The organism is Amycolatopsis mediterranei (assembly GCF_026017845.1).
In the GTDB taxonomy this organism is placed as follows: domain Bacteria; phylum Actinomycetota; class Actinomycetes; order Mycobacteriales; family Pseudonocardiaceae; genus Amycolatopsis; species Amycolatopsis mediterranei.
The window spans coordinates 1,234,304-1,260,483 of sequence record NZ_CP100416.1 but is presented as its reverse complement, the minus strand read 5'-3'; the positions used below and the strand labels follow the sequence as shown (position 1 = coordinate 1,260,483).

Annotated in this window: 20 protein-coding genes; 6 read left to right on the top strand and 14 right to left on the bottom strand. The window is 71.8% G+C overall.

Annotated features, from left to right (window positions below; all coding sequences use genetic code 11):
* The first annotated feature begins 216 nt into the window (after positions 1-216).
* Positions 217-1,161 carry a prolyl aminopeptidase gene (gene pip, locus ISP_RS06080; RefSeq protein WP_013223110.1) on the top strand — a complete coding sequence of 315 codons (945 nt, stop codon included), beginning with the start codon at positions 217-219 and terminating at the stop codon, positions 1,159-1,161.
* 12 nt (positions 1,162-1,173) lie between these two features.
* On the opposite strand, the gene ISP_RS06075 is transcribed toward pip, so the two are convergent.
* The 5 genes from ISP_RS06075 to ISP_RS06055 form a co-directional block, all read right to left on the bottom strand.
* On the bottom strand, positions 1,174-1,971 hold the full coding sequence (locus ISP_RS06075) for an ABC transporter permease (RefSeq protein ID WP_320109496.1): 798 nt from the start codon (positions 1,969-1,971) through the stop codon (positions 1,174-1,176).
* An 8-nt stretch (positions 1,972-1,979) separates the two neighbouring features.
* Complete coding sequence (locus ISP_RS06070; protein WP_013223108.1) at positions 1,980-2,810, bottom strand: ABC transporter permease; 831 nt, start codon at positions 2,808-2,810, stop codon at positions 1,980-1,982.
* A 75-nt stretch (positions 2,811-2,885) separates the two neighbouring features.
* Complete coding sequence (locus tag ISP_RS06065) at positions 2,886-4,088, bottom strand: ABC transporter substrate-binding protein (RefSeq protein ID WP_013223107.1); 1,203 nt, start codon at positions 4,086-4,088, stop codon at positions 2,886-2,888.
* Positions 4,089-4,098: 10 nt separating this feature from the next.
* Entirely contained in the window at positions 4,099-5,169 is a 1,071-nt protein-coding gene (locus ISP_RS06060) for an ABC transporter ATP-binding protein (RefSeq protein WP_034286312.1), read from the bottom strand.
* Positions 5,170-5,177: 8 nt separating this feature from the next.
* Positions 5,178-6,599 (bottom strand): gamma-aminobutyraldehyde dehydrogenase, encoded by a 1,422-nt coding sequence (locus tag ISP_RS06055; RefSeq protein WP_013223105.1) that lies wholly within the window; start codon positions 6,597-6,599, stop codon positions 5,178-5,180.
* Between the two features lie 110 nt (positions 6,600-6,709).
* Between ISP_RS06055 and ISP_RS06050 the strand changes: the two genes are divergently transcribed.
* Together ISP_RS06050 and ISP_RS06045 are read left to right on the top strand one after the other, a co-directional pair.
* A complete protein-coding gene (locus tag ISP_RS06050) occupies positions 6,710-7,444 on the top strand; it encodes a FadR/GntR family transcriptional regulator (protein WP_013223104.1) in 735 nt (244 codons plus the stop codon).
* A gap of 34 nt (positions 7,445-7,478) precedes the next feature.
* A complete protein-coding gene (locus tag ISP_RS06045) occupies positions 7,479-8,207 on the top strand; it encodes a cache domain-containing protein (RefSeq protein ID WP_013223103.1) in 729 nt (242 codons plus the stop codon).
* Here the strand turns inward: ISP_RS06045 and ISP_RS06040 are convergent.
* Both ISP_RS06040 and ISP_RS06035 read right to left on the bottom strand, forming a co-directional pair.
* On the bottom strand, positions 8,183-8,581 hold the full coding sequence (locus ISP_RS06040) for a hypothetical protein (protein WP_230468718.1): 399 nt from the start codon (positions 8,579-8,581) through the stop codon (positions 8,183-8,185). The two genes, ISP_RS06045 and ISP_RS06040, sit on opposite strands and share 25 nt — an antisense overlap.
* A gap of 25 nt (positions 8,582-8,606) precedes the next feature.
* On the bottom strand, positions 8,607-10,070 hold the full coding sequence (locus tag ISP_RS06035; RefSeq protein ID WP_013223101.1) for a PucR family transcriptional regulator: 1,464 nt from the start codon (positions 10,068-10,070) through the stop codon (positions 8,607-8,609).
* Between the two features lie 101 nt (positions 10,071-10,171).
* Between ISP_RS06035 and gabT the strand changes: the two genes are divergently transcribed.
* Positions 10,172-11,527 carry a 4-aminobutyrate--2-oxoglutarate transaminase gene (gene gabT, locus ISP_RS06030; RefSeq protein WP_013223100.1) on the top strand — a complete coding sequence of 452 codons (1,356 nt, stop codon included), beginning with the start codon at positions 10,172-10,174 and terminating at the stop codon, positions 11,525-11,527.
* The gene (locus tag ISP_RS06025; protein ID WP_013223099.1) at positions 11,524-12,951 is read left to right on the top strand and encodes an aldehyde dehydrogenase family protein; all 1,428 of its coding nucleotides are present in this window, start codon (positions 11,524-11,526) and stop codon (positions 12,949-12,951) included. The genes gabT and ISP_RS06025 overlap by 4 nt, the downstream gene beginning before the upstream one ends.
* On the opposite strand, the gene ISP_RS06020 is transcribed toward ISP_RS06025, so the two are convergent.
* Both ISP_RS06020 and ISP_RS06015 read right to left on the bottom strand, forming a co-directional pair.
* Positions 12,923-13,699, bottom strand: coding sequence for a helical backbone metal receptor (locus ISP_RS06020; RefSeq protein WP_013223098.1), 777 nt, complete (start codon positions 13,697-13,699; stop codon positions 12,923-12,925). The two genes, ISP_RS06025 and ISP_RS06020, sit on opposite strands and share 29 nt — an antisense overlap.
* Positions 13,696-15,102, bottom strand: a complete 1,407-nt coding sequence (locus ISP_RS06015) for an RNB domain-containing ribonuclease (RefSeq protein WP_013223097.1) — start codon at positions 15,100-15,102, stop codon at positions 13,696-13,698. Before ISP_RS06015 ends, ISP_RS06020 begins: the two co-directional genes overlap by 4 nt.
* A gap of 126 nt (positions 15,103-15,228) precedes the next feature.
* Between ISP_RS06015 and ISP_RS06010 the strand changes: the two genes are divergently transcribed.
* Positions 15,229-16,173 carry an ATP-binding protein gene (locus tag ISP_RS06010; RefSeq protein WP_013223096.1) on the top strand — a complete coding sequence of 315 codons (945 nt, stop codon included), beginning with the start codon at positions 15,229-15,231 and terminating at the stop codon, positions 16,171-16,173.
* Here ISP_RS06010 and ISP_RS06005 read toward each other — a convergent pair.
* From ISP_RS06005 to ISP_RS05985, 5 genes are all read right to left on the bottom strand, one after another.
* Positions 16,170-16,355, bottom strand: a complete 186-nt coding sequence (locus ISP_RS06005; RefSeq protein WP_013223095.1) for a hypothetical protein — start codon at positions 16,353-16,355, stop codon at positions 16,170-16,172. The genes ISP_RS06010 and ISP_RS06005 overlap by 4 nt on opposite strands.
* A gap of 3,176 nt (positions 16,356-19,531) precedes the next feature.
* Positions 19,532-20,518, bottom strand: a complete 987-nt coding sequence (locus ISP_RS06000) for a C40 family peptidase (RefSeq protein WP_413462983.1) — start codon at positions 20,516-20,518, stop codon at positions 19,532-19,534.
* 17 nt (positions 20,519-20,535) lie between these two features.
* Positions 20,536-21,138, bottom strand: coding sequence for a hypothetical protein (locus ISP_RS05995; protein ID WP_013223092.1), 603 nt, complete (start codon positions 21,136-21,138; stop codon positions 20,536-20,538).
* A gap of 3 nt (positions 21,139-21,141) precedes the next feature.
* Positions 21,142-23,226, bottom strand: a complete 2,085-nt coding sequence (locus tag ISP_RS05990) for a hypothetical protein (protein WP_013223091.1) — start codon at positions 23,224-23,226, stop codon at positions 21,142-21,144.
* Positions 23,223-26,177 (bottom strand): ATP-binding protein, encoded by a 2,955-nt coding sequence (locus ISP_RS05985; protein WP_013223090.1) that lies wholly within the window; start codon positions 26,175-26,177, stop codon positions 23,223-23,225. The genes ISP_RS05990 and ISP_RS05985 overlap by 4 nt, the downstream gene beginning before the upstream one ends.
* Between the last annotated feature and the right edge of the window lie 3 nt (positions 26,178-26,180).

Genomic DNA, 26,180 nt, shown 5'->3' with positions numbered 1-26,180 from the left:
CACCCGGATCTGGCAGGCAGTCAACTCCCACCTCGAAGAATGCGCGGACGCGGCCGTGAGCCGCTGACGCACCCGGACCGGGGACCCGCTCAGCCCGGCGGCGGGGGCGGGTCCCCACCTTTCTTGGTCGTCGTCCCGGCACTCGGCGGCGGGGCGTCGGGGCGACGGCCAAGGCCCTACGGCACAGTGATTTCCCGATACGGCACAGTGACTCGCATGGACGAGCTGTACCCGCCGATCTCCCCGCGCGCCGAGGGATTCCTCGAAACCGGCGACGGGCACCGGATCCGGTGCCAGGAGGCGGGCAACCCGGCCGGGAAACCGGTCGTGGTGCTGCACGGCGGTCCCGGCAGCGGGATCGCCCCAATGGCCCGGCGGCACTTCGACCCCGCGGTCTACCGGATCGTCCTGTTCGACCAGCGGGGCTCGGGACGATCGACGCCGGACGCGGACGATCTCAGCGCGAACACCCTGTGGCACCTGGTCGCCGACATGGAACTGCTGCGGGACCGGCTCGGCATCGAGCGCTGGCAGCTCTTCGGCGGCTCGTGGGGCGCCACCCTCGCGCTCGCTTACGCCGAGACGCACCCTTCGCGCGTCAGCGAGATCATCCTGCGCGGGGTCTTCACCGTGCGGCAGAGCGAGCTGGACTGGATCTACCGCGGCGGCGCGGCCCACCTGTTCCCGCGCGAGTGGGAAGCGTTCCTCGCCCCGCTCCCGGCAGGGCTCCGGCAGGACCCGCTGGCGGGGTACGCGGTGTTGCTCGACGACCCGGCCGAGGAGGTCCGCCACCGCGCGGCGGTGGCGTGGAGCACCTGGGAAGGCGCGACGGTTTCGGTGCTGCCGCAGGAGTCGTTCCGCCGCCAGTACGCGGACCCGGCGTTCGCGTGGCCGTTCGCCCGGCTCGCGGTCCACTACTTCACGAAGGGCGCCTGGCTCGACGACGGCCGGCTGATCCGCGACGCGGGCAAGCTCGCGGGCATCCCGGGGGTGATCGTCCAGGGCCGCTACGACACGGTGTGCCCACCGGTCACGGCGTACGAGCTGCACCGCGCGTGGCCCGGTTCGGAGCTGAAGCTGCTCGAGGGAGCCGGGCACGCGGTGACGGACCCGGGCGTCCTGGCGGCACTGCGAGCGGCGACGGACTCGTTCCGCGAGTAGCGGCGAAACCGCCTAGAGGCGGCCACCCGAAGCCGTGTCGCCGGAGAGGCGCTGGGCCAGGTACACCGGGACCGTCGAGGCCACGATCAGCACCGCCGCCACCACGTTCACGATCGGGGCCTGGTTGGGCCGGAACAGGTTGTCGTAGATCCAGATCGGCAGCGTCTCCATGCCCGTGCCCAGGGTGAACGTCGTCACGATGATCTCGTCGAACGACAGCGCGAAGGCCAGCAGGCCGCCCGCCAGCAACGCCGATCGCAGCATCGGGAACGTCACCAGCCGGAACGTCGTGAGGCCGGTCGCGCCGAGGTCCATCGACGCTTCCTCGAGGTTGCCGCCCATCCGGCGCAGCCGCGCGACCACGTTGTTGAACACCACCACGATGCAGAACGTCGCGTGTGCGATGATCGCCGTCAGCAGGCCGAGGTCGATGCCCAGGATGGTCCGGAACGCGTTGTTCAGCGCGATGCCCGTGACGATCCCCGGCAGCGCGATCGGCAGGATGATCAGCAGCGACACCGGGTTGCGCCCGAAGAACCGGTAGCGCTGCAAGGCGAACGCGGCCATCGTGCCGAGCACCAGCGCGATCGCCGTCGCCGCCAGGCCCGCCTCGACGCTCGTCCGCAGCGCGTGCAACGCCCCTTCGTTCGACGCGGCCCGGCTCCACCACTCCAGGGTGAACCGCGACGGCGGCCAGCCGAACGTCGTGTCCGCGTTGAACGAGTCGAGCAGCACCACCACCAGCGGGAAGTAGATCACCGCCAAGCCGAGTCCCAGCGCCGTCCACAACAACACCCGGGAAGTACGCACGCGAGCTCCTAGAGGTTGTCGAGCGCGCCGGTGCGGCGCACCGCGGCCAGATAGCCGAGCATGATCACGACCGGCACCGTCGCCACCGTCGCCGCGAACGGGAGGTTGTTCGCCGCGCCGATGTTGTCGTAGACGACGTTGCCGAGCATCTGGGACGTGCCGCCGACGATCTTCACCGCGATGTAGTCGCCCAGGGACAGCGAAAACGTGAAGATCGAGCCCGCCACGATCGCCGGGAACGTCAGCGGCAGGATCACCGAGCGGAACGTCCTCAGTGAGCGGGCGCCGAGGTCGCCCGAAGCGTCCACCAGGGAATCCGGCAGCCGGTCGAGGCCGGCGTAGATCGGCAGGATCATGTACGGCAGCCAGAGGTAGGACAGCGTGACAATCGTGGCCGTGACGCCGTAACCGGGCGAAATCGAGCTCAGCGCGCCGTTGCCGGACAGCATCGACCGCCACGCGTACGCCTTCACCAGGTAGCTCGCCCACAGCGGGGTCATCACCGCGATCACCAGGATCCGCTGCGCGCGCGGCGAAGCGAGCTTGGCCATCGCGAACGCCATCGGGAACGCAACGACCGCGTCGATCACCGTGACCAGCGCCGCGATCCCGACCGTGCGGAAGGTGATCGTGCGGTAGACCGCGTCGGTGAACAGCGTCTCGAAGTTGCCCAGCGACCAGTCGACGACGACCTGGCCGGTGAAGGCGTCGGTGTGCCAGAACGCCGTGACGAACAGCGCGGCGAGCGCGCCCAGGTAGGCCAGGCCGAGCCAGAGCAGCGGGGCCGAGAGCAGGAAACCCAGGCGCAGCTTGGGTCTCCGGTAGAAGAAGGCGGTCATCTTGCCTCGCAGGATGAGGCCGGACGCGGCGGGCGGAGTGGGGGGACACAGGCCGCCGCGTCCGGGGTTCGGGGGTCAGCCCTTGATTTCGGTCCAGGCGCGGGTCCACTCGCCGTAGTCCTTGCACTTGACGTCCGTGCGGCCGTCGAGGCACTGCGGGATCGGCGTGGTCCAGTACGCGATCTTCGCCGCGTACGCCGCGTCGCCGGCGTGGTAGGTGTCGCAGAGCGTCTTGTCCGACATCTCCGCGCACGCCTTCGTGTTCGCCGGCGCCTCGCCGAAGTACTCGGCGACCTGGGCGTTGACCTTCGGGCTGATGATGTGGTCGAGCCACTTGTACGCGCACGTCTTGTGCGGCGACTTCGCCGCGACCATCCAGGTGTCCGACCACCCGGTCGCGCCTTCGCTCGGCACGGCGGACTCCAACGGCGCGCCTTCGCCCTTGGTCAGGTTGACCGTGACCTGCCAGGCCGTGCCGACGACGGCGTCGCCGTTCTTCAGTGCCTGCGACTCCTTGAGGTAGTCCGACCAGTACTCGGACACCAGCGGCCGCTGCTGCTTGAGCAGGTTCACCGCCGCGGTGAACTGCTTGTCGTCGAGGGCGTACGGGTTCTTGATGCCGAGGTCCGGCTGGTGCGCCTGCAGGTACAGCGCGGCGTCGGCGAGGTAGATCGGCGAGTCGTAGGCGATCACCTTGCCCTTGTAAGGCGAGTTCGCGTCGAACATCACCGACCACGACGCCGGGGCCGGCGTCACCTTGTCGGTGCGCCAGGTCAGCAGGTTCGCGCCCCAGCCGTGCGGGATGCCGTAGGAGACGCCGCCGACGCTGTTCCAGGACTTGTTCTTCAGGAACGGCTGGACGTCGGCGTAGTTCGGGACCAGCGCGGTGTTCACCGGCTCGGCGTCCCCGGACGCGACGAGCCGCAGCGACGCGTCACCGGAGGCGGACACGACGTCGTACTGCCCGGTCTTCATCAGCGTGACGGCCTCGTCGGACGTGCCGAACGGCTTGACGTTCACCTTGCAGCCGGTCTGCTGCTCGAACGGCGTCACCCAGTTCACCTTCGGGTCGTTCGAGCCGTTCTCCGCGTACCCCGGCCAGGCCAGGACGTTCAGCTGGCCTTCCGGCTGCCCGAGTGCCTTCAGCGCCTCGAGCTTCGGCGGCGTGAACCCCTGCGCACCCGGCGGCGCGGACGAGTTCGAGCCCGACGTGCCACATGCAGCCAACAGCAGGCTAACGCCGAGGATCCCGGCCAGCCGCGTCTTCCTGTTCTTCATGGCAACCCTTTCACTGACCAGGGACCTGGAAGCTGTGTTCGTTCCGCCAGCTCAGCCGGACGCGGCCGTCGGCAAAAGCGGCGTCATCGGTGTTCTGCCGGACGACCGAGAGCTGCCCGCCGGCGTCGAGCGCCACGGCGTACCGCACGGTGGCCCCGGCGTACACGACGTCGGTGACCGTGCCGGTGGCGCTGGTGTCGCCCGGAGCGGCGGGTTCGGAGAGGTTGCCGTCGATGCGGATCTTCTCCGGCCGGATGCTGAACAGCCCCGGCCGGCCGATGACGCTCTCGGCACCGCGGCCGCCCAGCAGGTTGGACGTCCCGACGAACCCGGCGACGAACGCGCTCGCGGGCCGTTCGTAGACCTCCTCGGGCGGCCCGACCTGCTCGATCTTCCCGTCGTTGAACACCGCGATGCGATCGCTCATGGTGAGCGCCTCGTCCTGGTCGTGGGTGACGAAGACGAACGTGATGCCGACGTCCCGCTGGATCTGCTTGAGCTCCAGCTGCATGGCTTGGCGCAGCTTGAGGTCGAGCGCGCCCAGGGGTTCGTCGAGCAGCAGCACCTTGGGCCGGTTGACCAGCGCGCGGGCCAGGGCGACGCGCTGGCGCTGGCCACCCGAGAGCTGCGCGGGCTTGCGGGAGCCGTAGTCCTCCAGCCGCACGGTCTTCAACGCCTCGAGCGCGCGCTCCCGGCGTTGCCGCTTCGGGACGCGCTTGACGCGCAGGCCGTACTCGACGTTCTGCTGCACGTTCATGTGCGGGAACAGCGCGTAGTCCTGGAACACCGTGTTGACGTCGCGCTCGAACGGCGCGAGCCGGCTGACGTCGTGGCCGTCGAGCTCGATCGTGCCCGCGGTGGGCAGCTCGAAGCCGGCGATCAGGCGCAGCACCGTCGTCTTGCCGGAGCCGGACGGCCCGAGCATCGAGAAGAACTCGCCCGGCGGGATGTCGAGGTCGACGCCGTCGACCGCGTGGACGTCGCCGAAGTGCTTGCGCAGCCCGGAAAGCCGGATGGCCGGGCGCGCGCTTTCGGGTGCCACGGGCTCTTCGCGGGTCTCGGACGGTGCTTGGTTGGGCATCGCGACCCTCACAGTGCGCTCATGACGTGCTTGACGCGCGTGTAGTCCTCGAGACCGTAGAGGGAGAGGTCCTTGCCGTAGCCCGACTTCTTGAACCCGCCGTGCGGCATTTCGGCGACCAGCGGGATGTGCGTGTTGATCCAGACGCAGCCGAAGTCGAGCTTCGCGGCGGCGCGCATCGCCCGCTGGTGGTCGCGGGTCCAGACCGAGGACGCGAGGCCGTACTGCACGGCGTTGGCGGCCTTCAGCGCTTCTGCCTCGTCGGAAAAGCGCTGGACGGTGATGACCGGGCCGAAGATCTCGTTCTGGCTGATCTCGTCGTCTTGGCGGACGCCGGAGACCACGGTCGCTTCGTAGAAGTAGCCTTCGTCGCCGATCCGATGTCCTCCACAGTGGACGGTCGCGTGGGCGGGCAGCCGTTCGACGAACCCGGCCACCTTTTCGAGCTGGGCGGCGTTGTTGAGCGGGCCGTACGCGACACCTTCCTCGTCCGGCTTGCCCGTCTTGGTGTTCTCCGCCTGCCGCTTGAGCGCGGCGACGAAGGTGTCGTGCACGTCGTCGGCGACCAGCACGCGGGTGGCCGCCGTGCAGTCCTGGCCCGCGTTGAAGTACCCGGCGACGGCGATGGCCTCCGCGGCCGCTTCGAGGTCGGCGTCGCCGAAGACGATGACCGGTGCCTTGCCGCCGAGTTCCAGGTGCACGCGCTTGACGTCGTTCGCGGCGGATTTCGCGACTTCGATGCCCGCCCGGACCGAGCCGGTGATCGACACCATGGCCGGAATGTCGTGCTCGACCAGCGCGCGGCCGGTGTCGCGGTCGCCGCAGAGCACGTTGAACACGCCCGGCGGGAGGAACTCGCCGGCGATCTCGGCGAGCAGCAGCGTCGACGCCGGCGTGGTGTCGGAGGGCTTGAGCACGACCGTGTTGCCGGCGGCGAGGGCGGGCGCGATCTTCCAGATGGCCATCAGCAGGGGGTAGTTCCACGGCGTGACCTGCGCGCAGACGCCGACCGGCTCGCGGCGGACGAACGACGTGTGGCCTTCCAGGTACTCCCCCGCGGCTCGGCCCTCGAGCACGCGCGCAGCCCCCGCGAAGAACCGGACCTGGTCGAGGACCATCGGGATTTCTTCGGCCATGGTCAGCGCAATCGGCTTGCCGGTGTTCGCGGACTCGGCACGCACGACCTCCTCGGCGCGGGCTTCGAGGGCGTCAGCGAGCTTGAGCAGCGCGAGCTGCCGCTGGGCGGGGGTCGTCGTGCGCCAGGTTTCGAACGCGGTCGCGGCGACCTGCAGCGCGTTGTCGACGTCCTCGGGCCCGGCGATCGGGGCGGTGCAGAAGGGGCGTCCCGTGACGGGGTCGACGATCTCCGCCGTCCGGCCCGACTTGGACTCGACGTAGGCGCCGCCGACGTAGTGCTTCAGCTCCTGCACGCTCACTCCTCGGTGCTGACGGGAGCTAAAACATATGACTCCATATGTAATAGGACAAGGGGATGAGGCAAGATTGGTGCGAACGGGTAGTCCGACCGGCGAGGATCACGATGCGCAAAGGCATGTCGCACAGCGCGCGATCCGCCATGTTCGCCCCGCTCGGCCAGGTCGGGCGGGCGGAGGCGGTGGCGGCGCGGCTGGTCGACGCCATCACCCTCGGCCTGCTCGCCGACCAGGAACAGCTGCCCAGCGAAGCCGACCTGGCCGCGCAGTTCGGCGTCTCGACCGTGACGGTCCGGGAAGCGCTCGTGGCCCTGCGGCAGCAGGGTCTGGTCGAGACGCGGCGCGGGCGCAGCGGCGGCAGCTTCGTCCGCGCGCCGGCCAACCCGCCCCCGGACGCGTGGCGCGCGCGGCTGCGCGAGGTGTCGCTGTCGGACCTCCGGGACGTCGGTGACCACTACCTCGCGATCGCCGGGGCCGCCGCCAAGCTCGCCGCCGAGCGCAGTTCCCCCGAAGACGTCGCCCGGCTGCGGCTGGCGACCGACGACCTCCGCACGGCCCGCGGCCTCGACTTCACGCGGGCCGAGCGGCAGTTCCACCTGGAGGTCGCGGCGGCCGCGCAGTCGCCGCGGCTGACGCACGAAGAGGTCCACCTGCAGAGCGAGCTCGGCGGGCTGCTGTGGCTGCCGCTCGGGCCCGCGGCCCCCTCCTGCGAAGAACACGCGGCCATCACCGCCGCCATCGACGCCGCCGACGGCGAGCTGGCCCGCAAGCTGACGGAAGAGCACCTGCTGCGCGCGCTCGACCGGCTCGCGGACGTGCACCTCGCCTTGCTCACCCCGTAAACTCCCGCACACTCCGCGCATCGAGGTGAGCACCGTGAACGACACCCGCACGCTGGCCGGCGACGAGGTCGTCGAGCAGGTTTCCGCGTTGGTGGAAGGGGTTTTCGAGCGGCTCAAGCCCGTGCAGGCGGCCGCCGAGTCGGTCCTCGCGAACACGCCGGCCGCCGCCGCGCTGCACCGGATCCGCCCACAGGTCACGGAGGCGCTGGGCGGCCTGATCATCGGCGCGGGCTTCGTCAGCGCGCCGCACGTGCTCGCCGACTCGGAATTCGGCTTCGAGTGGTGGACGGCCGGGTCTCCCCCGGCCCAGCTGTTCATCAGCCTCGACCCGGCGAGCGAGAACTTCCTGGACTACACGCGCCAGTCGTGGTTCACGGTCCCCCGCGACACCGGGCGGCGGCACATCAACGGCCCGTACGTGGATTACCTGTGCACCGACGAGTACACGCTGACGTTCACGATCCCGGTCGTCCGCGGCGGTTCGTTCGCGGGTGTGGTGGGGGCGGACGTCTACGTGCGCGAGTTCGAACGCGCGGTGCGTCCCCGGCTGCGCTCCCTGGGCCGCGGCGCGGCGTTGCTGAACGCGCAGGGCCGGGTGATCGTGTCGAACAGCGTCCGCCGGCCGACGGGATCGCTGGTGCGCGAAGCCGACGTCCCGGCGTGGTGGTCGGCGGGGGCAGCGCCCGGGCCGGGGCTGCGGCGGTGCGGGGATTCGCCGATCGTCCTGGTGACCGGGGCTCAGGGCCCGCCCATCAGCGCGTAGCCGACGAAACAGCCGGGACCGGCTCGCACGAGCACCGTGAGCGGTGTCTCCGCGGGCAACGGACGGGTGACGAACACGGCGTGCGGTGCCCCGAACAACGTGCTCACCTCGTCGACCTGGGTCAGGGACGTTTCGTCGCCGCCGAACCGGGCCGGCGGCACGCAGGGTGGCTGGTCGGTGGCACACCAGCCGGCCCCGGCGCAGGTCGCGGAGCTGTGGTAATCCCGGCCGGCGTGGTGGATCCGGTACGGGAGCCCGTCGGCGCCCGGCAGGGCGTACCCGAAGTGGTTGGCCGTCGACGGCAGGAACGCGAACCCACCCGCCGCGAGCACCACGAGGACGACAGCCACCGCAGCCGCGCGTTTCCCGGTCACCTACCGAAGACGCCCGTCGTGGTGCTCAGGTTTGCAGCGCCACCCAAAGTTCCGCGCGGACGCCCGGTGAATCCAGATCGCGGCCCAGCAGCTCCTCCGCCTTGGTGATCCGGTTCCGCAGCGTGTGCCGGTGCACCCCCAGCCGCGCGGCCGCCACGTCCCAATGGCCGTGGTGCTCCAGCCAGCAGCGCAGCGACTCGACGAGGTCGCCGCGGCCGGTTTCGTCGTGGCGGCGCAGCGGGGCGAGGAGGTTCTCGCCGTAGATGCGGGCCACGACGGGGTCGATGAGCGAGAGCAGGCCGCGGGCCGAGTGCTCGGCGTAGGTGACCAAGGGCTTGCCCTCCGCTTCGGCCGCGCGGGCCGCGAGGTCGGCTTGCTCCGCTCCGGCCGCGAAGTTCTCGAGCGGCACGGGGTCGGCCAGGCCCGCGTACATCGGCCCGACGCTCGCGGCCGCGGCCAGCGCGCGGTCCAGCACGTCGCCGCCCGAGCGGCCGGCCACCAGCACCGCCGAGCCCTTCTCGGCGAAGAACAGCCCAGGCTCGCCCTCGAGCGCGTCGCACACTCGGCGCCGCTGTCCGGGGCCGCCCACCAGCGCCACCAGCGCCCACGGCGGTTCCGGCGGATCGCCCCAGACCGTCGTCAGCACGCCGAAGGCCAGCTCGTAGCGGCCCTCCGCCAGCAGGTCGACCAGGCCGGTCCGCAACGACCGCCACGCGTGCGTGAGCCGGAGATCCTGTTCCAGGGCCAGGGAAAGCAGGGCGACCGCGGTGTTCACCACGTGCCGGCCGGCGGTGTCGAGCGGCTCGGCCGTGCCGACCGCGAGCGCCCGGCGCACCCGCGTGGGCAGGGTCTGCAGCACCACTTCGTGCCCATCGAGCTCGAAGACCCGCGTACCCGAGCGAAGCAGCTTCAGTTCTTCGCGCACTTCGCCGGCGTAGGACTGTGCGATCGCGGGAGCTGCCCCTTCGACGCCGCCGAGGTCGAGCAGCAGCGCCCAGCCGTCGACCAGCTTCGCCAGCTTGCGCAGCACGGCCGCCGGGCCGCCCTTGCCGACCGCCGTGCGGGTCAGGTCCTGCTGGGCGCGGCCGATGCGGACCGTCGTCGCGTACTCGTCGGCCGCCACCGCCCGCGAAACCGCGCGGGTGATCGCGATGAACGGCGTCTTCCGGGGCACCTCCAGCACCGGGAGGCCCACCTCGGCCGCCGTCGCCACGAGGGCCCGCGGGACTTCGTCGTGGCTCAGCCCGACACCGAAGCCGAGGCCGGCGACCCCGGCGTCCACGAGCCGGCGCACGTAGGCCGGAGACGTCTGTTCGTCCAAGGCCAGGCCGGTGGTCAGCAGCAGCTCGCCGCCTTCGAGGAACGCCTGCGGGTCGGTCAGCTCGGTCGGGTGGACCCAGCCGATCGGGCGGCCCAGGACGTCTTCGCCGGTCAACACCCGCAGCCCCAGCGGGCGCTCGGCGGCCAGCCCGGCCAGGGTGAGTGCCATAACGGCCAATCCTACGCGCCGACTTGGCCGGAACGGCCAGCTGACGAGCGCCCGGGAGCCGCTCATCCTGAGGACGTCCACCGACTTCCCAGGAGCACGCCGTGACCGCAAGCACCACCGCCGGGCCGCAGGCGCCGGCGCCCCGCCAGCGCAGGCTGCAGACCGAAATCCCCGGCCCCCTCTCGCGTGAGCTGCAGCAGCGCCGCGCCGCCGCCGTCGCCGCCGGGGTCAGCTCGGTGCTGCCCGTCTACGTCACCTCCGCCAGCGGCGGGCTGCTCACCGACGCCGACGGCAACGTGCTGATCGACTTCGGCTCCGGCATCGCGGTGACCAACGTCGGGCACTCCGCGCCGGCGGTGGTCGACCGCGTCCGCAAGCAGGCCTGCTGGTTCACCCACACCTGTTTCATGGTCACGCCGTACGAGGGGTACGTCGAAGTCTGCGAAGCGCTGGCCGAGCTGACCCCCGGCGACCACGCGAAGAAGTCGGTGCTGTTCAACTCGGGCGCCGAGGCCGTCGAGAACGCTGTCAAGATCGCGCGGGTCGCGACCGGACGCCAGGCCGTCGTCGTGTTCGACCACGCCTACCACGGCCGCACCAACCTCACGATGGGCATGACCGCGAAATCCGTGCCCTACAAGCACGGGTTCGGCCCGTTCGCGCCCGAGCTCTACCGGGTGCCGGGCTCGTACCCGTTCCGCGACGGCCTGTCCGGCCCCGAAGCGGCGGCGCTGGCCATCGACCGGATCGAGAAGCAGATCGGCGGCGACCAGGTGGCCGCGGTGGTCCTGGAGCCGATCCAGGGCGAGGGCGGCTTCATCGAGCCCGCGCGCGGCTTCCTGCCCGCGATCGCGGCGTGGTGCCGCGAAAACGGCGTCGTGTACGTCGCCGACGAGGTCCAGACCGGCTTCTGCCGCACCGGTTCGTGGTTCGCCTCCACCGACGAAGACGTGGTGCCGGACCTGATCGCGACGGCCAAGGGCATCGCGGGCGGCCTGCCGCTGTCCGCCGTCACCGGCCGCGCTGCCTTGCTGGACGCCGTCGGCCCGGGTGGTCTCGGCGGGACCTACGGCGGCAACCCGATCGCGTGCGCCGCGGCGCTCGGCTCGATCGAGACGATGAAGACCGAGCACCTCGCCGCGTCGGCCAAGCGCATCGAAGGCGTCGTGCTGCCGCGGCTGCGGGCGCTGGCCTCGGAAACGGGGGTCATCGGCGACGTCCGCGGGCGCGGCGCGATGCTGGCCGCGGAGTTCGTCAAGCCCGGTTCGGCGGAGCCGGACGCCGACCTCACCAAGCGCGTCGCGGCGGCCTGTCACCGCGCCGGGGTCGTGGTGCTGACCTGCGGGACCTACGGCAACGTCGTCCGGCTGCTGCCGCCGCTGTCGCTGGCCGACGACCTGCTCGACGAGGGCCTCTCGGTGCTCGAACACGCTGTCCGGACGGAGGTCCGCGCATGACCTTCCCGTTCTGGGTAGCCGGGAAGCCGGTGACCGCCGGCGCGATCGCTTCTGTCGAGCATTCTTACGACGGTTCCTCCGCCGGGTCGCACTTCGTTCCTTCTCCGTCGGACGTCGAGGCCGCGGTGCGGGCCGCGGCCGACGTCGCCGACGAGTTCGCGACGCTGCCGGCGCACGTCCGCGCCGGGGCGTTGGACCACGTGTCCCGTTCGCTGGGTGAGCGGTCCGAAGAGATCGCTTCGCTCATCACGGCGGAGTCGGGCAAGCCGCTGAAGTGGGCGCGCGGCGAGGTGGGGCGCGCGGTGTCGACGTTCCGCTGGGCGGCGGAGGAGGCCCGCCGCTTCTCGGGCGAGCTGCAGCGGCTCGACACGGACCCGGGCGGCACCGGCCGCTTGGCGCTGGTGCGGCGGGTGTCACGCGGCCCGGTGCTGGGCATCACGCCGTTCAACTTCCCGCTGAACCTGGTGGCGCACAAGGTGGCCCCGGCGATCGCGGTGGGCGCGCCGATCGTGCTCAAGCCCGCGCCGGCGACCCCGCTGACGGCGTTGCTGCTGGGCGAGATCCTGGCCGGCGCGGATCTGCCGGCGGGGTCGTGGTCGATCCTGCCGGTGGGCAACGAGACGTCGGCTCGCCTCGTCGAGGACCCGAGGCTGCCGGTGGTGTCGTTCACCGGCTCGGTCCCGGTCGGCTGGGCGATCCGCGACCGCGTCCCGCGCAAGCACGTGGCGCTGGAGCTGGGCGGCAACGGCGCGGTCCTGGTCTGCCCGGATTGGCCGGACCTGGATTTTGCGGCGCAGCGGATCGCGACGTTCGCGATGTACCAGGCGGGGCAGTCGTGCATCTCGGTGCAGCGGGTGTACGCGCACACCTCGGTTTTCGACGCGCTGGCCTCGAAGGTGCTTGCCGAGGTCCGGGCGTTGCGCACCGGCGACCCGCGCGCGGAGGGCGTGGACGTCGGCCCGCTGATCAACGTCGACGCCGCTTCCCGGGTTTCGTCGTGGATCGCGTCGGCGGTGTCCGCGGGTGGCCGCCTCCTGACGGGCGGTTCCCGGTCGGGGGCGACGGTCGAGCCGACGGTGCTGGCGGACGTCCCGGAGGACGCGTCGGTGATGGCCGAGGAGGTGTTCGGGCCGGTGGTTTCACTGGTCCGGGTCGCTTCGGTGCGCGAGGGGATCGAGCGGATCAACGCGTCCCGGTTCGGGTTGCAGGCGGGCGTGTTCACCCGCGACGTCCCGACGGCGTTCTCGGTGTCGGCCGCTCTTCGCGTGGGTGGCGTGATCGTCGGGGACGTGCCGAGTTTCCGGGCCGATCAGATGCCGTACGGCGGGGTGAAGGACTCGGGCGTGGGCCGCGAAGGCCCGGCGTCGGCGATGGCGGACTTCACGGAGGAGCGGGTCACGGTCCTGACGGGATTGACGCTGTAAGAGCGGCGTGCGCCTCGACCAGCGACGGTCCGTACCAGGTGAGGTGGCGGCCCGAGACCAGGACGTACCGCGCGTCCGGGAAGTGGTCCGGGCCGTCCTCCTCGGTGAAGAGGTACGGCTCGTCCGGCAGCACCAGCAGGTCCGCGTCCGTGCTTAGGTGCGCCCGCAGCTCCTCCACGTCCGGCCGTGGATAACGCTCCCCCGCAGTCGCGTACACGTTCGCCACGCCCACCCGGCGCAGGACGTCGCCCGCGAACGTGTCGCGGCCCAGGACGATCCAGGGCTTGCGCCACACCGGGACCACGGCGTGGAACCGGACCGGCCGGACCTCACGCCATATCTCCTCTGCCGCGACCAGCCAGTCCGGCTCGTCCAGCTCGTACGCCTGCGTGAGAATCCGCCGCAACGAGCCGAGTGCGGCCGGTACCGAAGCCGCCGCGGCCATCACCCACACCGGGATCCCGTTGGCCCGCAGGCGTTCCACGTCCTCCGGGCGGTTCTCCTCCGCGTTGGCCAGCACCAGGTCCGGCGCCAGGTCGAGCACCCGGTCCAGCTTCGGGTACTTCGACCCGCCCACCCGCGGCACGTCCAAAGTGGATGGATGCGTGCAGTAGTCCGTCGCGCCGGCGAGGCGGCCGGGCGCGCTGACCTCGACCGCTTCGGTCAGCGACGGCACGAGCGACACCACCCGCGAAGCCGGTCCGGACAGCGGCACCGGCTCACCGAGATCGTCGACGAAGTAGGTCATGCGCGTTCGAACGACACCTTCCGCTTGCCGACGTCGACCGCGGTCAGCCGGACCGCGATCCGCTCGCCCGCGGTCAGCCGCTCCCCCGCGCACTTCGCCATCACCGTCGGGTCCTCGACCAGGATCTCCGCCTTGTTCTCGTCCGCGCGCAGCACCACCGCGCTGAACTCGCCGCCGACGTGCTCGGCCAGCACCCACGCCTCGACCTGGTCGATGCACGCGCGCTCGACCTTCGCCGCGAGGGTGTCCGACGCGCTCATCCGCGCCGGGACGTCTTCGAGCGCCGCGCGCACCCACTCCGGAACCTCGCGGCCGGCCGAGACGGCGAGGCAGATCTCCGTGGCGAACCGGTCGACCAGCCGCCGGATCGGGGCGGTGACGTGCGCGTACGCGCCGCCGATGCCCGCGTGCGTCGTCAGCGCCGGCAGCTCGCCGTCGAACGCGGTGTAGCCCGCGCCGCGCAGGAGCCGCGTCGTGTCGGCGTAGAGCGCCATCGAGGCCGGCTGCCCGGGGTCCAATCGGGACAGGAATTCCGAAACGGTCGCCTCGGGCGCCCACGCGATGCCCAGCGCGTCGGCCGAGCGGCGCAGCCAGTCGACGGCCTCGGGCTCCGGGTCGGGCAGCGTGCGCAGGACGCCGATCCGCGCGTCGAGCATGATCCGCGCCGCGGCCATCCCGGTGAGCAGCGAGATCTCGGCGTTCCAGGCGTCGACGGCGGTGCGCGGGCGGCGGGCGAGCACCCAGCCGCCGTCCGGGTCGCCGGTGATTTCCTGTTCCGGCAGCTGCAGCTCCACCGCGCCGCGCCGGACGGCCAGCTCGCGCCGCCGCCGGCCCAGCTCGGGCAACGCGGCCACCGACGGGTGCGGGTTCGCGGCTTCCAGCGCGGCCTGCACCGTCTCGTAGTCGAACTGCTCGGTGGACCGGACCAGCGCGCGGCGGACCCGGGTCGCCGTCGGCTCGCCGGCGTCGTCGGTCTCGATGGTCCACAGCACCGCGGGCCGGACCTCGCCGGGCAGCAGGCTCGCCGCGCCTTCGGACAGCACCGGCGGGTGCAGCGGGACGTTCCCGTCGGGCAGGTAGAGCGTCTGCCCGCGCCGTCGCGACTCGCGGTCGAGCGCGCCGCCGGGCGGGACGAACGCGGCGAGGTCGGCGATGGCGTAGTGCACGCGGAAGCCGTGCGCGGTCTTCTCGACGACCATCGCCTGGTCGAGGTCCTTGGCGCCGGGCGGGTCGATGGTGACCAGCGGCAGGTCCGTGGCGTCCTCCCGGGGACCCGCGCTGGCCAGCGGATCCAGCACCGCCGCCTCCGCTTCGGCCAGCACCTCGGGCCCGAACGACTCCGGCAGCGAAAATTCGGCACGCAGGGGGCCGAAGTCCCCGCCCGCCGAGTGTGTCCTGATCACGAGGGGAGGCACCCCCCAACCCTAACCGCTCCGGGTCCGGAGATCGCCCGATCGGGCGCGAGCCGGTCGGGTGTACGTTGCCGAGGTCAAAATGAAAACCGTCATCATTACCGAAAGGGCTTTCCCGTGAAGATCGCGTTCGTCGGCAAGGGCGGCAGCGGCAAGACCACGTTGTCGTCGCTGTTCGTTTCGTACCTCGCCGACGCCGGCTTGCCGGTGCTCGCCATCGACGCCGACATCAACCAGCACCTCGCGGTGGCGCTCGGCGCGACCGAGGAGGAAGCGCTCGCCTGGCCGACGCTGGGCGACAACATGGCGCTGATCAAGGACTACCTGCGCGGCGACAACCCGCGCATCCCGGACGCGGCGTCGATGATCAAGACGACCCCGCCGGGACGCGGGTCGAGGCTGGTCCGGCCGTTCGAGGACAACCCGGTGTTCGCGGCGTGCTTCCGGCAGCTGGGCGGGGTGCGGCTCGGCGTCACCGGCCAGTTCGACGAGGACGACCTCGGTGTCAAGTGCTACCACTCGAAGGTGGGAGCGGCGGAGCTGCTGCTGAACCACCTGGTCGACGTCGACGGCGAATACGTCGTGATGGACATGACGGCGGGCGCGGACGCGTTCGCCTCGGGGCTGTTCACCCGGTTCGACGTGACGTTCCTGGTCTGCGAGCCGACGGTCCGGAGTGTGGGCGTGTACCGCCAGTACGCGGACTACGCCCGCGATTTCGGCGTCCGGCTCGTGGTGGTGGGCAACAAGGTGACGGACGCCGACGACGTCGAATTCCTGCAGGACCAGGTCGGTTCGGCGCTGCTGGGCTGGATGTCGGCGTCGGGGCACGTCCGGGCGGCGGAGCGCGGCACGGCCCGGCCGATCACCGAGCTCGAGCCGCGCAACCTCTCGACGCTGCGTTCGATGCACGCGACGGTGGACGCCGAGCAGCGCGACTGGGCGCGCTACCAGCGTCAAGCGGTCGAGTTCCACCTGCGAAACGCCCGGGCCTGGGCGGGCGCCGACCTCGTCTCGCAGGTGGACCCGGAGTTCGTCCTCAGCCCGCGGCTGACGGTCTAGTCATCTTCTTCGGCATCGGCCCGCCGGGTGCGCTCCCGGGCGATCTCGAGGGCGCGCCGGGCGGTGGCCTCGTCCGGGTACGGGCCGAGCAGGTCGACGCTGCGGCTGCGTTCGAGGTGCTCGACCTGGTGGGTGCGGGTGTTGTAGTACCACCCCTGGTCCGGGTTCGGGTCTTTGGACATGATCCCAGGTTCGCACCCTTGGGCCGGTTTTTCAGCGCTTGTACCGGTAAGGGATCTCGGTCGGCTGCCCGGTGGGGCCGAAGTCCTGGGGTTCTTCGGGCTCTTTGGTTTCGGTGAATTCATCGAACCAGCCCCGCGCGGTACCCCGGGGCGGGGTCTCGGGCTCTTGCCGCGAGGGCTGCGGAAGAGGGGTGTCGCGCCCGGGGAAGACGGGCCGGGCGTTGGGCGCCGGAGGCGGAACGGGCGGCATGGTCCCTGGGCCCGGGAAGACGGGTCGAGCCGGAGCGGCATGCCGGGCGGGGAACGGCTGGGGGGTTGATTCCGGCCCGGGAAAGACCGGCTTGGGACGTGCGGGTGGGGCGGGGCTTGGGGCGGGGTGAGGAACCGGCGGGGTGCTGGGTGCCGGGGTGGTGCCTTGTGCTGGGTGGGGAACCGGCGTGGTGCCGGGTGCCGGGGTGGTGCCTTGCACGGGGGCTGGGGTGCCGGAGGCCGGGGTCATGCCTTGCGTGGGAGCTGGCGTGGCGCCGTGGGCTGCGGGAGTAGCGGCCGGGCTGGTGGCGGGCGCGACCGGGGCCCCTGCTGGGCCCGCACTGCGCGCGGAGCCCTGCCAGTTGATGGGCACCGCGGGCGAGCCGGCCTGGCCAGTGCCAGGCGCCATCGGGGACCTTGCCGGGCCGGGACCTTGCGCCGGGCCGGCCCCCTGGTGGGTACCTGGTACCGCGGAAGAGTCAACGCCAGGCGCGGAGCTGGGCACCGGCGCGGAACCGGCGCCTTGCGCAGGGGCAGCACCTGGGCCGGCGCCGTGCGTCGGCGCCGGGTTGAGGCCCGGTGCGGAGCCCGGCACCGGGCCGAGACCGGGCGCCGGCAGCTCGACCTGTCCCCAGGGCGGCTTGGGCAGATGCGAGCCGAGCATCGGTGGTTGCGCCTCCGGAGAAGCGGGCCGAGGCACTTCGCCCGGCGCTGTCGTCGGCTGGGAAGCCACATCCGGTGCCGTCGGGGGTTCGGCGGCCGAAGCAGCCGCCGGCTGCGGAACCGCATCGGGGGCAGCCTGCGGTTCGGCGGCCGGTTGCGCGACGCCCGGTGCAGTCGGCGGCCGCAAAATGGCACCGGGTCCCTGCGGTTCGGGAGCCGGTTGCGGGTCGCCCTGGGGGGCTGGGGGCTGCGAAGTCGCAGATGGCACTTCCTGCGGCGCGGTGGACGAGCTTGGCCGGGAGTCAGACCCCACCGGCTGGACCGGTTCCTGATCCACCGCAGTGGGCGCGGCTGCCTCGGGGCGGCCTTCCTCGGCCTCCGGAGGCTCGGGTGCAGCCGCCTCAGTCGGGGGCTCGTTCGACGACACCTCTTCGGCCGCCGCAGGTTCCGCCGTCTCCTGGCGAGCAGCATCCTGTAGCGCCGGTTCGGCGGATGGCGATTCGGCAGCTTCCGACTGGTCGGAGTTCTGCAGCGCCGATTCTGGCGCAGCCTCGGACCAGCTCACGTCCCGCGGCGCCGATCCGGCGGTCTCTGGCCGCTCCGCCTCTCGCGACAACGATTCGCCCGCTGTCGAGGCGAGGACCTCTTGCCGATCCGCAGGTTCGCCCGATGCCGGTACTGCCGCCTCCGCATCGCGTGGCGCCGGCTCACTCGATGCCGAAGTAGCGACCTCTGGCTGGTCGAAGTCCCGGGGCATCGACTCGGCCGGTGACGGCGCGGCATCTCGCCGATCCACATCTGCCGACGCCGGTTCGCCCGGGGCCGCAGCCTCCTCCGGCACCGGTTCGCCCGAGGCCGGTGCGACGGCGCCTGACCGGTCCGCATCCCCCGACACCGACTCGCCCAGAGCCGACGCGGCAACGCCTGGCCGATCCACGTCCCGCGACACCGACTCGCTCGATGCCGACCCAGCAACATCTGAACGGTCCGCATCCCGCGACGCCACCTCGCCCGAGGTCGCGGCAGGGGGCTCCAGGTGATCTACATCTTGCGGAGTCGAAACCGGTCCCGCTTCCGGCCGCGCCTCCGCTTGAGGGACCTCTGCCACCGCGGGCTCGCTCACCGAAGCCGCAGCCTGCTCAAGCGACGACGACACCCCACGCTCGGACGCCAGGCTCTCGGATCCAAGCGCCTCACTAATCGGCGAAACCATGCCCTCAGGACGGGTCGCAGGCTCGGCGGGAACCGGCGAATGAGCCGGAGCAACCGCCGCCGCAGGAGTCTCCGGACGAGCAGACAGCTCCACGCCGCGCTCCTCCGGCTGAGCCGCCGCCGCGTGCCGTGGGGATGACTGTGGGGCCCTCACCGGGCCAGGCAGCTCCGACTCGGCCGTCACCGACCACTGCGGCTCCACCGGCGACGCCGCCGAAGCAGCAGGCGCCACCGAAGCCGACGAAGCCGCAGACCCGGACACCGTCGGAGCCGGCGGCACCGGCTCATAGCCGCGACCCGGCTGCGCCGTCTCCTCCGGAGCCGACCGCGCCCACCCGTGCTGCTCAGGCGTTCCCGGCACCGACTGCGCCGGGGGCGGGTGGGGCACCGTTCGCCACACCGGGGCCGGGCCGATGTTCATCGGGGCCGGTGCCGCCGCCGGGACGTGGCCTGACGGCGAGGCCGCCGGGGGCGCCGGGCGGCCCGCCGGCTTGGGGATCGGGTCCAGGGTCGACACCAGCACCGAGGTGTTCTCGGGATCCTGGACCTTGCGGCCACTTCGCTCGCGGTAGACCATCTCGCCGTCCGCGTCCATCTCGACCAGGTAGCCCGCCTCCGCGAGCTGCTCTTCGTCGAGGTCCGCCAGCTTTTCGTACCGCGATGGCACCACCCGGTAAATCGGCCAGGCCAGGCCCGCGTGCTCCGCGTGGAACTGGGCCAGCAGCGCCGCCATCTGGTGCTGCCACGGCAACGACATGCCCTCGGCCAGCGAACGAGGCAGCACCACGTACCCCGCGTCCACCCCCGGGTAGCCCTGGCCGAGCTGGTCGGCGAGCGGGGTGCTGGACGCGGGACGGGCGCTCTGCCGGGGCGGCTGTGGCGCGCCGAACAGCGCCGCCGGGTCCCGGGGCTCGCCCGCTCCGGGCTTGCCCCGCCTGCCGAATTTGCGTCCCACGTGCTCATCCTCTGCCAGTGCGCGGCCACCTGCTCGTGGCAAGCGCCGCGACGTCGGGTGAATCGGTGCGATCCTGTCCAGGCCCTCGCGACCCATGCTAAACGCCGGGGCGGACCGCCTGCGGCACGAGTTCACGCTCGTCGAACGAGAAGGCCCGGGTGTGCACCGGGACACCGGTCTGCTGCGCCTCGACGACCTTGCCGTTCCCCAGGTACATCATCACGTGGTGAATGGAGGACGGGTCCGACGGGTCGGTGGCGAGGAACAGCAGGTCACCGGGCTGCGCCTCGCGCACCGGCAGGTACGCGCCGGCGTGGTACTGGTCGCGTGAGACGCGCGGCAGGATGATCCCCGCCGACTCGTAGGCCCGCAGCATCAGCCCCGAACAGTCGTAGGAATCCGGTCCCGTGGCGCCCCACACATACGGCTTCCCCTGCTCGCCCAGCGCGAAACTGATCGCCTTCGCGGCGGCCTGGCTGGGCGGCAGCAACGCCCCCATGCCGGTACCGCAGGCGACGACGTCGACGACCTGGCCGACGTTCTGCACCAGCGTCGCCGCCATCGGCTCCCACTTGTGGTAGGCCTCCGGGAAGCCCGAGCGCTCCACCGCCTGCGCCGCTTCGCCGGGCCGCCGGTTTTCCCAGTCCGGCACCGCGAGCAGCACGTCGTAGAACTTGTTGACCGCGTACGTCGGGTTGGTGATCTCGGCGACCGAGCCCCAGCCCATCGACGGCCGCATCTGGAAGATGCCCTGGGAGTCGCGGTCGCCGTAGGTCAGGCTACGCAACCCGGACTCGGCCATCCCGGCCTGGATCGCGACCTGCCACGCGCGCGGCGCCAGCGACCGCTGCTTGCCGATCGAGATGATCACCGCGACGGTGCCGCGCTGCTCGTCGTCCAGCTTCGACGCGTCGACCGTGCCGCGATCGCCCTGGCCGGGCTGCGTCGGCCCGACCGAAGCGTCGCAGCTCGTCAGGGACACGCCCCGGGCCTGCGCCTGCTGGTTGTCGATGACGACCTTGGCGGCGACCGCGGTCACGACCAGGGCGCCGATCGCGAGGAACACGACCAGCCCCAGCCACAACCCCAGGCGCCGCACGGTCAGTGCGCCTGATCGTAGTCGGCGACCCGCCAGCCGGCGTTCGTGCTCACCACCGTGATGGCCAGCTTCGGCCCGTCGGTCGGGATGGTGACCTGGACCGACTTGGCGTACGCCGTACCGGCAACCGGTTCACCGGTGACCTTCTTCGCCGGGATGTTCTCCGGGGCGACCGTCGCCAGCACCGGCAGGTACTCCTCGGTGGTGAACGGCTTCAGCTGCGCCAGCCACTGCTCCGAGGTCATCCCGTCCGGGTGGTTGACCCAGGCCGTGGCCCACTGCTTGGCGACGCGGAGGGCGTCGGCGTTCGGCGTCGTCGGCGTCGGGGTGGCCAGCGGCGTGGACAGCCGGGTCGGCAGGTTGGACGTCGGGACCGGCGCCGCGGCGCCCGGGGCGGTCGTCGTCATCGAGGTGGTCGTCCCCGGACCCGGCGGCGACGCCTTGGCCTGCGGTTTTCCGACGACCTTCGGCAGCACGATGCCGAGCGCGGTGACCAGGATCGCCAGGAAGATCAGCGTCCCCATCAGGTGGCGGGGCGAGCGCAGCGGCCAGCCCCACAGGCGCCGGTAGACCGCGGCGCGGCCGCGGTTGGTGCGGATCGGCATCGGTCACCGCCCCATGACGTGGTCGGTGTCCCGCGGTTCCTCGCGGACCTCGATGCCCCGCGACGGCCGGTACAGCACGAAGACCGGCTTGCCCGCGACGACTTCGGGGTCGACGCGACGCGGCTGGGCGCGCGCGCCCGGCACGCGTGGAGCGTCCTGCGCCGGGAAGTCGCTGAAGCCGGATTCGGGCGCGCGCAGGTCGGACGGCACGACCACGGGCTCGGGCTCGTCGCTCCAGCGCCGGTCGGCGACCGGCGAGGTGTCGACGCGCCGGCTCTCCTCCCGCGTCGTCGGACGGCCGCCCGCGCCGACGACGACGTACTCGCCGCCGTCGCCGTTGGCCGGGTTGTACTGGCCGAACACCGGGGAGCCGGGGCGGCCGGCCGCAGGCAGCGCGCCCGCGGAGCCGCCGCCTCCGACGGCCCCCGGCCACGCACCGGACCAGGCGGCGGCCGGGCGGGACGCGCCCGAGCTGTTGTCGAGGCGCTGGGCGTTGGCGAAGATCGTGGCTTCCGGCCGGAACCGGCCACCGCCGGCGGTGGCGCCGAGCGGACCGCGCTGCTCGCCGTCGACGACGTCGTCGGTGTCGCGCACGTTCTGCCAGAACTCGTCCTGCGGCGACGGGCCGGTCTTGTTGCGCCGGAACCGCGAGAAGATCCCGCCGCCGGGCGACGGCACGGCGGCGCCGACCATGCTGACCGACATTTCGACCATCTGCCACAGCCGCCGCACCGGCCGCCCGACCATGAACAGCAGGACGGTGATCAGCCCGGCGAGCACCATCTGCGTGAGCATGTTCAGCGAGTTGCCGGCGTCGAAGATGGCCTGCAGCAGAAGGGCGTGCACGCCGGCGAGCACGGAGAGCACGACGAGGTTGAAGGCAACCCCGCCGGCGACCTTGAGCGCGCGGCGCAGGATCTCCGGGTGCAGGAGGGCGACCAGGCCGATCAGGGGCGCGGTGAGGGCGAAGAGGCGGATGAGGACCTGGGCGAGGAGGACACTCGCCTTGGCCAGCAACTGGAAGAGCGAGTAGACGAGGGCCTGGCCGAAGGAGAGGAACCCGGCTCCCACGCGGCCGTTGGCTTCGCCGGTGAAGTAGCCGGTGGCGGGGCCGAGCTTGGTGGAGATGTCCTTGTAGGCGTTCTTCTTGCCGTCGATGACCGACTGGTTGCCGTCGTCGCCGTTGCGCAACTGCGCCCACGTGAAGGCTTGTGCGTCGAGCAACGGACGGCCGAACTGCTCGGCCTGCGGCGCGGTCGGCGAACCGAACTCCCCGCGGATCCAGTTCTTGTAGACGATCTCGTTGTGCAGGTTCGTCGGGAGCACGTGCCGCACGACGCGGTTGTCGGCGTCGTCGACGAACCCGGCCTGGATGTTCGTCGTGGTCTGGACGATCGCTTTGTCGATCGGGTCGAAGTACCGCAGCATCGCCAGCGACGACGCGGCCAGCCACACGCCGGCCAGCGCGTACAGCGCCCGTTTGCTGACCGCGGCGAGGTCGCCGCGCCAGATGTTGCGGAACAACATGATCGACATGACCAGCGCGACCAGCCCGAACAGCTGGGCGTAGATGTTGTTGTAGACCTTCTCCGCGCCCGACTTCACCGCGCTGTAGAGCGGGTTGAGCAAGCCGCCCTCGAGCACGGTGTAGTGCAGCGAGTTCGTCGCACCGACGATGTTCTTGCCCAGGTTGAACAGCTGGTTGCCGCCCCAGGTGTCGAGCGTCGAGCCCGGTGGCGTCAGACTGATGCCGGAGCAGTTCGTCTCGAAGGTGTTCCAGACGAACCCGGCGTAGCTGTAGTCGACGTACGGGCTGCCTGCCTCGCCGTGGCCTTCGGCGGGGTCGATCGCGCCGACCATGCCCGCGCCGGGACGCTCAGGGTTGGGGGCCTCGCCACAGGCCGCCGCGCTCGCCGCCGGAGCGGTCGCGATGGCCTGCAAGCCCAGAACGACCATGACGGCGAACATCGTCGCCTTGCGCCCCGGCGTGCGCCGCCCCGGCCGCGGACCTTCCTTGATCCGCCGCTTCAGCGAGTGCCACGCCGCGGCCAACGTCAGCAGGACCGCCAGCGTCAGCACGGTGTTCATGCGGCGTCCCGGCCGGTGCCGCCCTTTCCGCCGGTGCGGGCGTGTTGCTGCTGCCCGTTGGACGGCTGGACGCCGCCCTCCACTTCGCCTGTCTCGGATGCCAAGGGGTCCGGGGCGCCCAGGAGGTTCTCGTCGGCGAGGCCGACCTCCAGTTCCGCCGCCAGCTCGAAGTCCTGCTCCAGCTCGATGTCGTCCTCCGGCGGGACTGCGACGTACGGCTTCTTGTCCTCCGAGGGGAGCGCCAGCTCGTTGCCCGGACGCCGCGACGGTGCCGCGTCCTTCGAACCCGGGGTCGTGTCCATGACCGCCCGCAGGTGGTCCAGGTGCGGGCCGGAGAAGTCGACGCGGATGCGCTCCACACCCCCCGCTCCGTCGCCGAAGATGAACTGGCGGGGCTCGATGTCCCGCTCCAAGCCGCGCTGCTGGGCGCCCGGACGGCGGCCCAGCGCCGCCACGACCTGCTCGTACCCGACTCCGACCGGCACCTTCAGCAGCCGCAGGGCGTCGGCCTGGGCGTCGTCGTCGTCCAGGCGGCCCACGAACACCGAGTCCAGCAAGGCCACGAAACCCTGGATCTTCAGGAAGTCCGCCGGGATCTGGGACGACAGCAGCACGCGGACGTTCCACTTGCGCGAGTCACGCGCGAAGCGGTTCATCAGCACGCGGCCGGTCGGGACCTCGGACAGGAAGAACGCCTCGTCGATCCAGACGCCCTTGCGCATCTCCTTCGGCTTCTCGTACACCGACCGCTGGGTCAGCCACGCCGCCAGGTTCAGCATCTCGACGCCGAGGGACTCCGCGTCCGTCCAGTACTCGCGGGGGACGCCGTCCTTCGGCAGGGTCAGCCCGGCCATCGTCAGGACCGTCAGCCGGTCGTCACGCGTCTCCGAGTACGGGTCCGCGTCCGTCTCCGGGATGAGCAGCGCCATCCGCTCGCGCATCTCGTCGAGGAAGTCGGCGACGACGCCGGCGTGCTCGTGGTGTTCCGAAGAATCCCGACGCAGGGCATCGATTACCTGGCCCGGATCCGCGTCGAAGCGGCCGCCGACGGCGCGGACCGCGCGCAGCAGCACGATCCGCGTCTGCGCCATGCGGGACACCTCGTACGGCAGGACACCGCTCAGGACGTCGAGCACCAGACGGCGCCGCGTCGCGCCGGCAAGGGCTTTCTCGCGGCGCCAGGAGCGCTCGGGGTCGTCCTCGTCCATGAAGTGCTCGATCAGCGGCTCGGCGACCACCCGGTACGGGTTGAGGATCCCGGGCTGGGCGTTGAGCAGGTTGATCGGACGCGCATACGGCCGCAGCTCCGGCAGGTCGCACAGCCGCGACAACGGCCCCGAAGGGTCGAGGATCGTCCAGTTCGCCCCGGCGCGCAGCGTCTTGTAGACGATGCCACCGCCGAGGAACGACTTACCACCACCCAGGCCCGCCACCATGGCCGTCAGGCCGGAGCCGTCGCGGATCTCCTGGGCCATCCACGGGTCCCACGCCACCGGGCGCCGGGTCGCGGTGCACGTCTCGCCGAGCAGGATGCCGCGGCGGTCGCCGACCTCCGCGGTCGCCGTCGGGACCGCCGAGGACGCCCAGACCACCGAGCCGCGGCGCATGTACGCCGCCGAGGCCAGCGGCTCGCCCGGGATGAACTCGCGGGCCATCGCGTACTGGGCTTCGGGGTGCTCGATGGCGATCTTCGGCTTGTAGAGGTCGAGCAACTGCTGGGCCAGGCGCAGCGCGTCGCGCTCGGTCGGGCCGGACACCGCCAGCCGCCACCAGGAGCGGACGCGGGTGGCCAGCGCGGTGAAGCCCGACGTCATCTCGTCGTCGATCTCCAGCACCCGGCCGGCCTGGCGCGACAGCGACTGCGGCGGCTCGAGCTCGTGCTCGTCGGTGTAGTGCTTGACCTGCGAGCGGACCTTGTTCATCTGCCGCTGCAGCTCGCTGGCGACCTCTTCGGGGCGCCGGACGTAGATGCGCGCGGACACCTCGACCGCGGCGGGCAGCCGGTCGGCGTGCTGGATCCACGGGTCGTCGACCTCGGGGATCTGCAGGCCGTGCATCTGCCCGACGGTGAGCACGGCCAGGTGCCGCGAGACGCCGGCGTTGGAGCCGGTGCGGCCGCGGACGGTCACCGTCGGCGCGTACGGGTCGGCGTAGAAGTCGGCGGCGTCGGTGAAGCTGGCCAGGTCCTCGGGCTCCCAGGCCGCGCCCGGCACGGCCGGCATGTTCCGCGGCGCGGGCAGGCCGAGGGAGCACGAGCGGTGCATCAGCCAGGACATCTCCTCGGCGTGCACCGGGCGGCCCTCCAGCCCGGCGCTGCCGATGACCTGGTCGAGGTGCTCGACCTCGGAGTCCAGCGCGGTCAGCTCGGCGTCGACGGCCTCGGGGAGGATCTTGCGCAGCACCGGCGCGGCCCGCTCGACCGCGCGGTCGACCATCCGCCGGGTCTGCACCTGGACGCCGATGTAGACCTCTTTTTCGGCCATCGAGCGGCCCATCAGCTGCTGCTGCTCGCCGATCAGGTAGTCGTCGAAGGACAGCGCGCCCGGGACGTCGCCGGGGCGGTTGTGGGCGTTGTAGACGTGCGCCTCGGCCCACATCCGGATCGGGTACGGGCGGTTCGTCACGCGCAGGTGCAGCCAGCGGCCCTGCAGCTCGGCGTACTGGCCGGCGATGGCCGCGATCAGGTCGCGCCGCTGCGAGTCCGAGCGGAACGACCAGCGCTGCGGCGCCAGCCGGTACCAGGCGTAGACCTCGACGCCGGTGCGGACCAGGTGCCCGTCGATGCTGCGCACCGCGATCGACGGGGTGTACGCGGGAATCGCCTGCTCACCGGGCAGGCGCGCCTTGTTCCCCGAGCCGTTCCGCGACGCGCGGACCTGCTCGGGCGGTTGCCATCCGCCCGAGTGGGTGTCCCGACCCCGTTTTCCTCGGCTACCGCCGCGACCGAACAACGA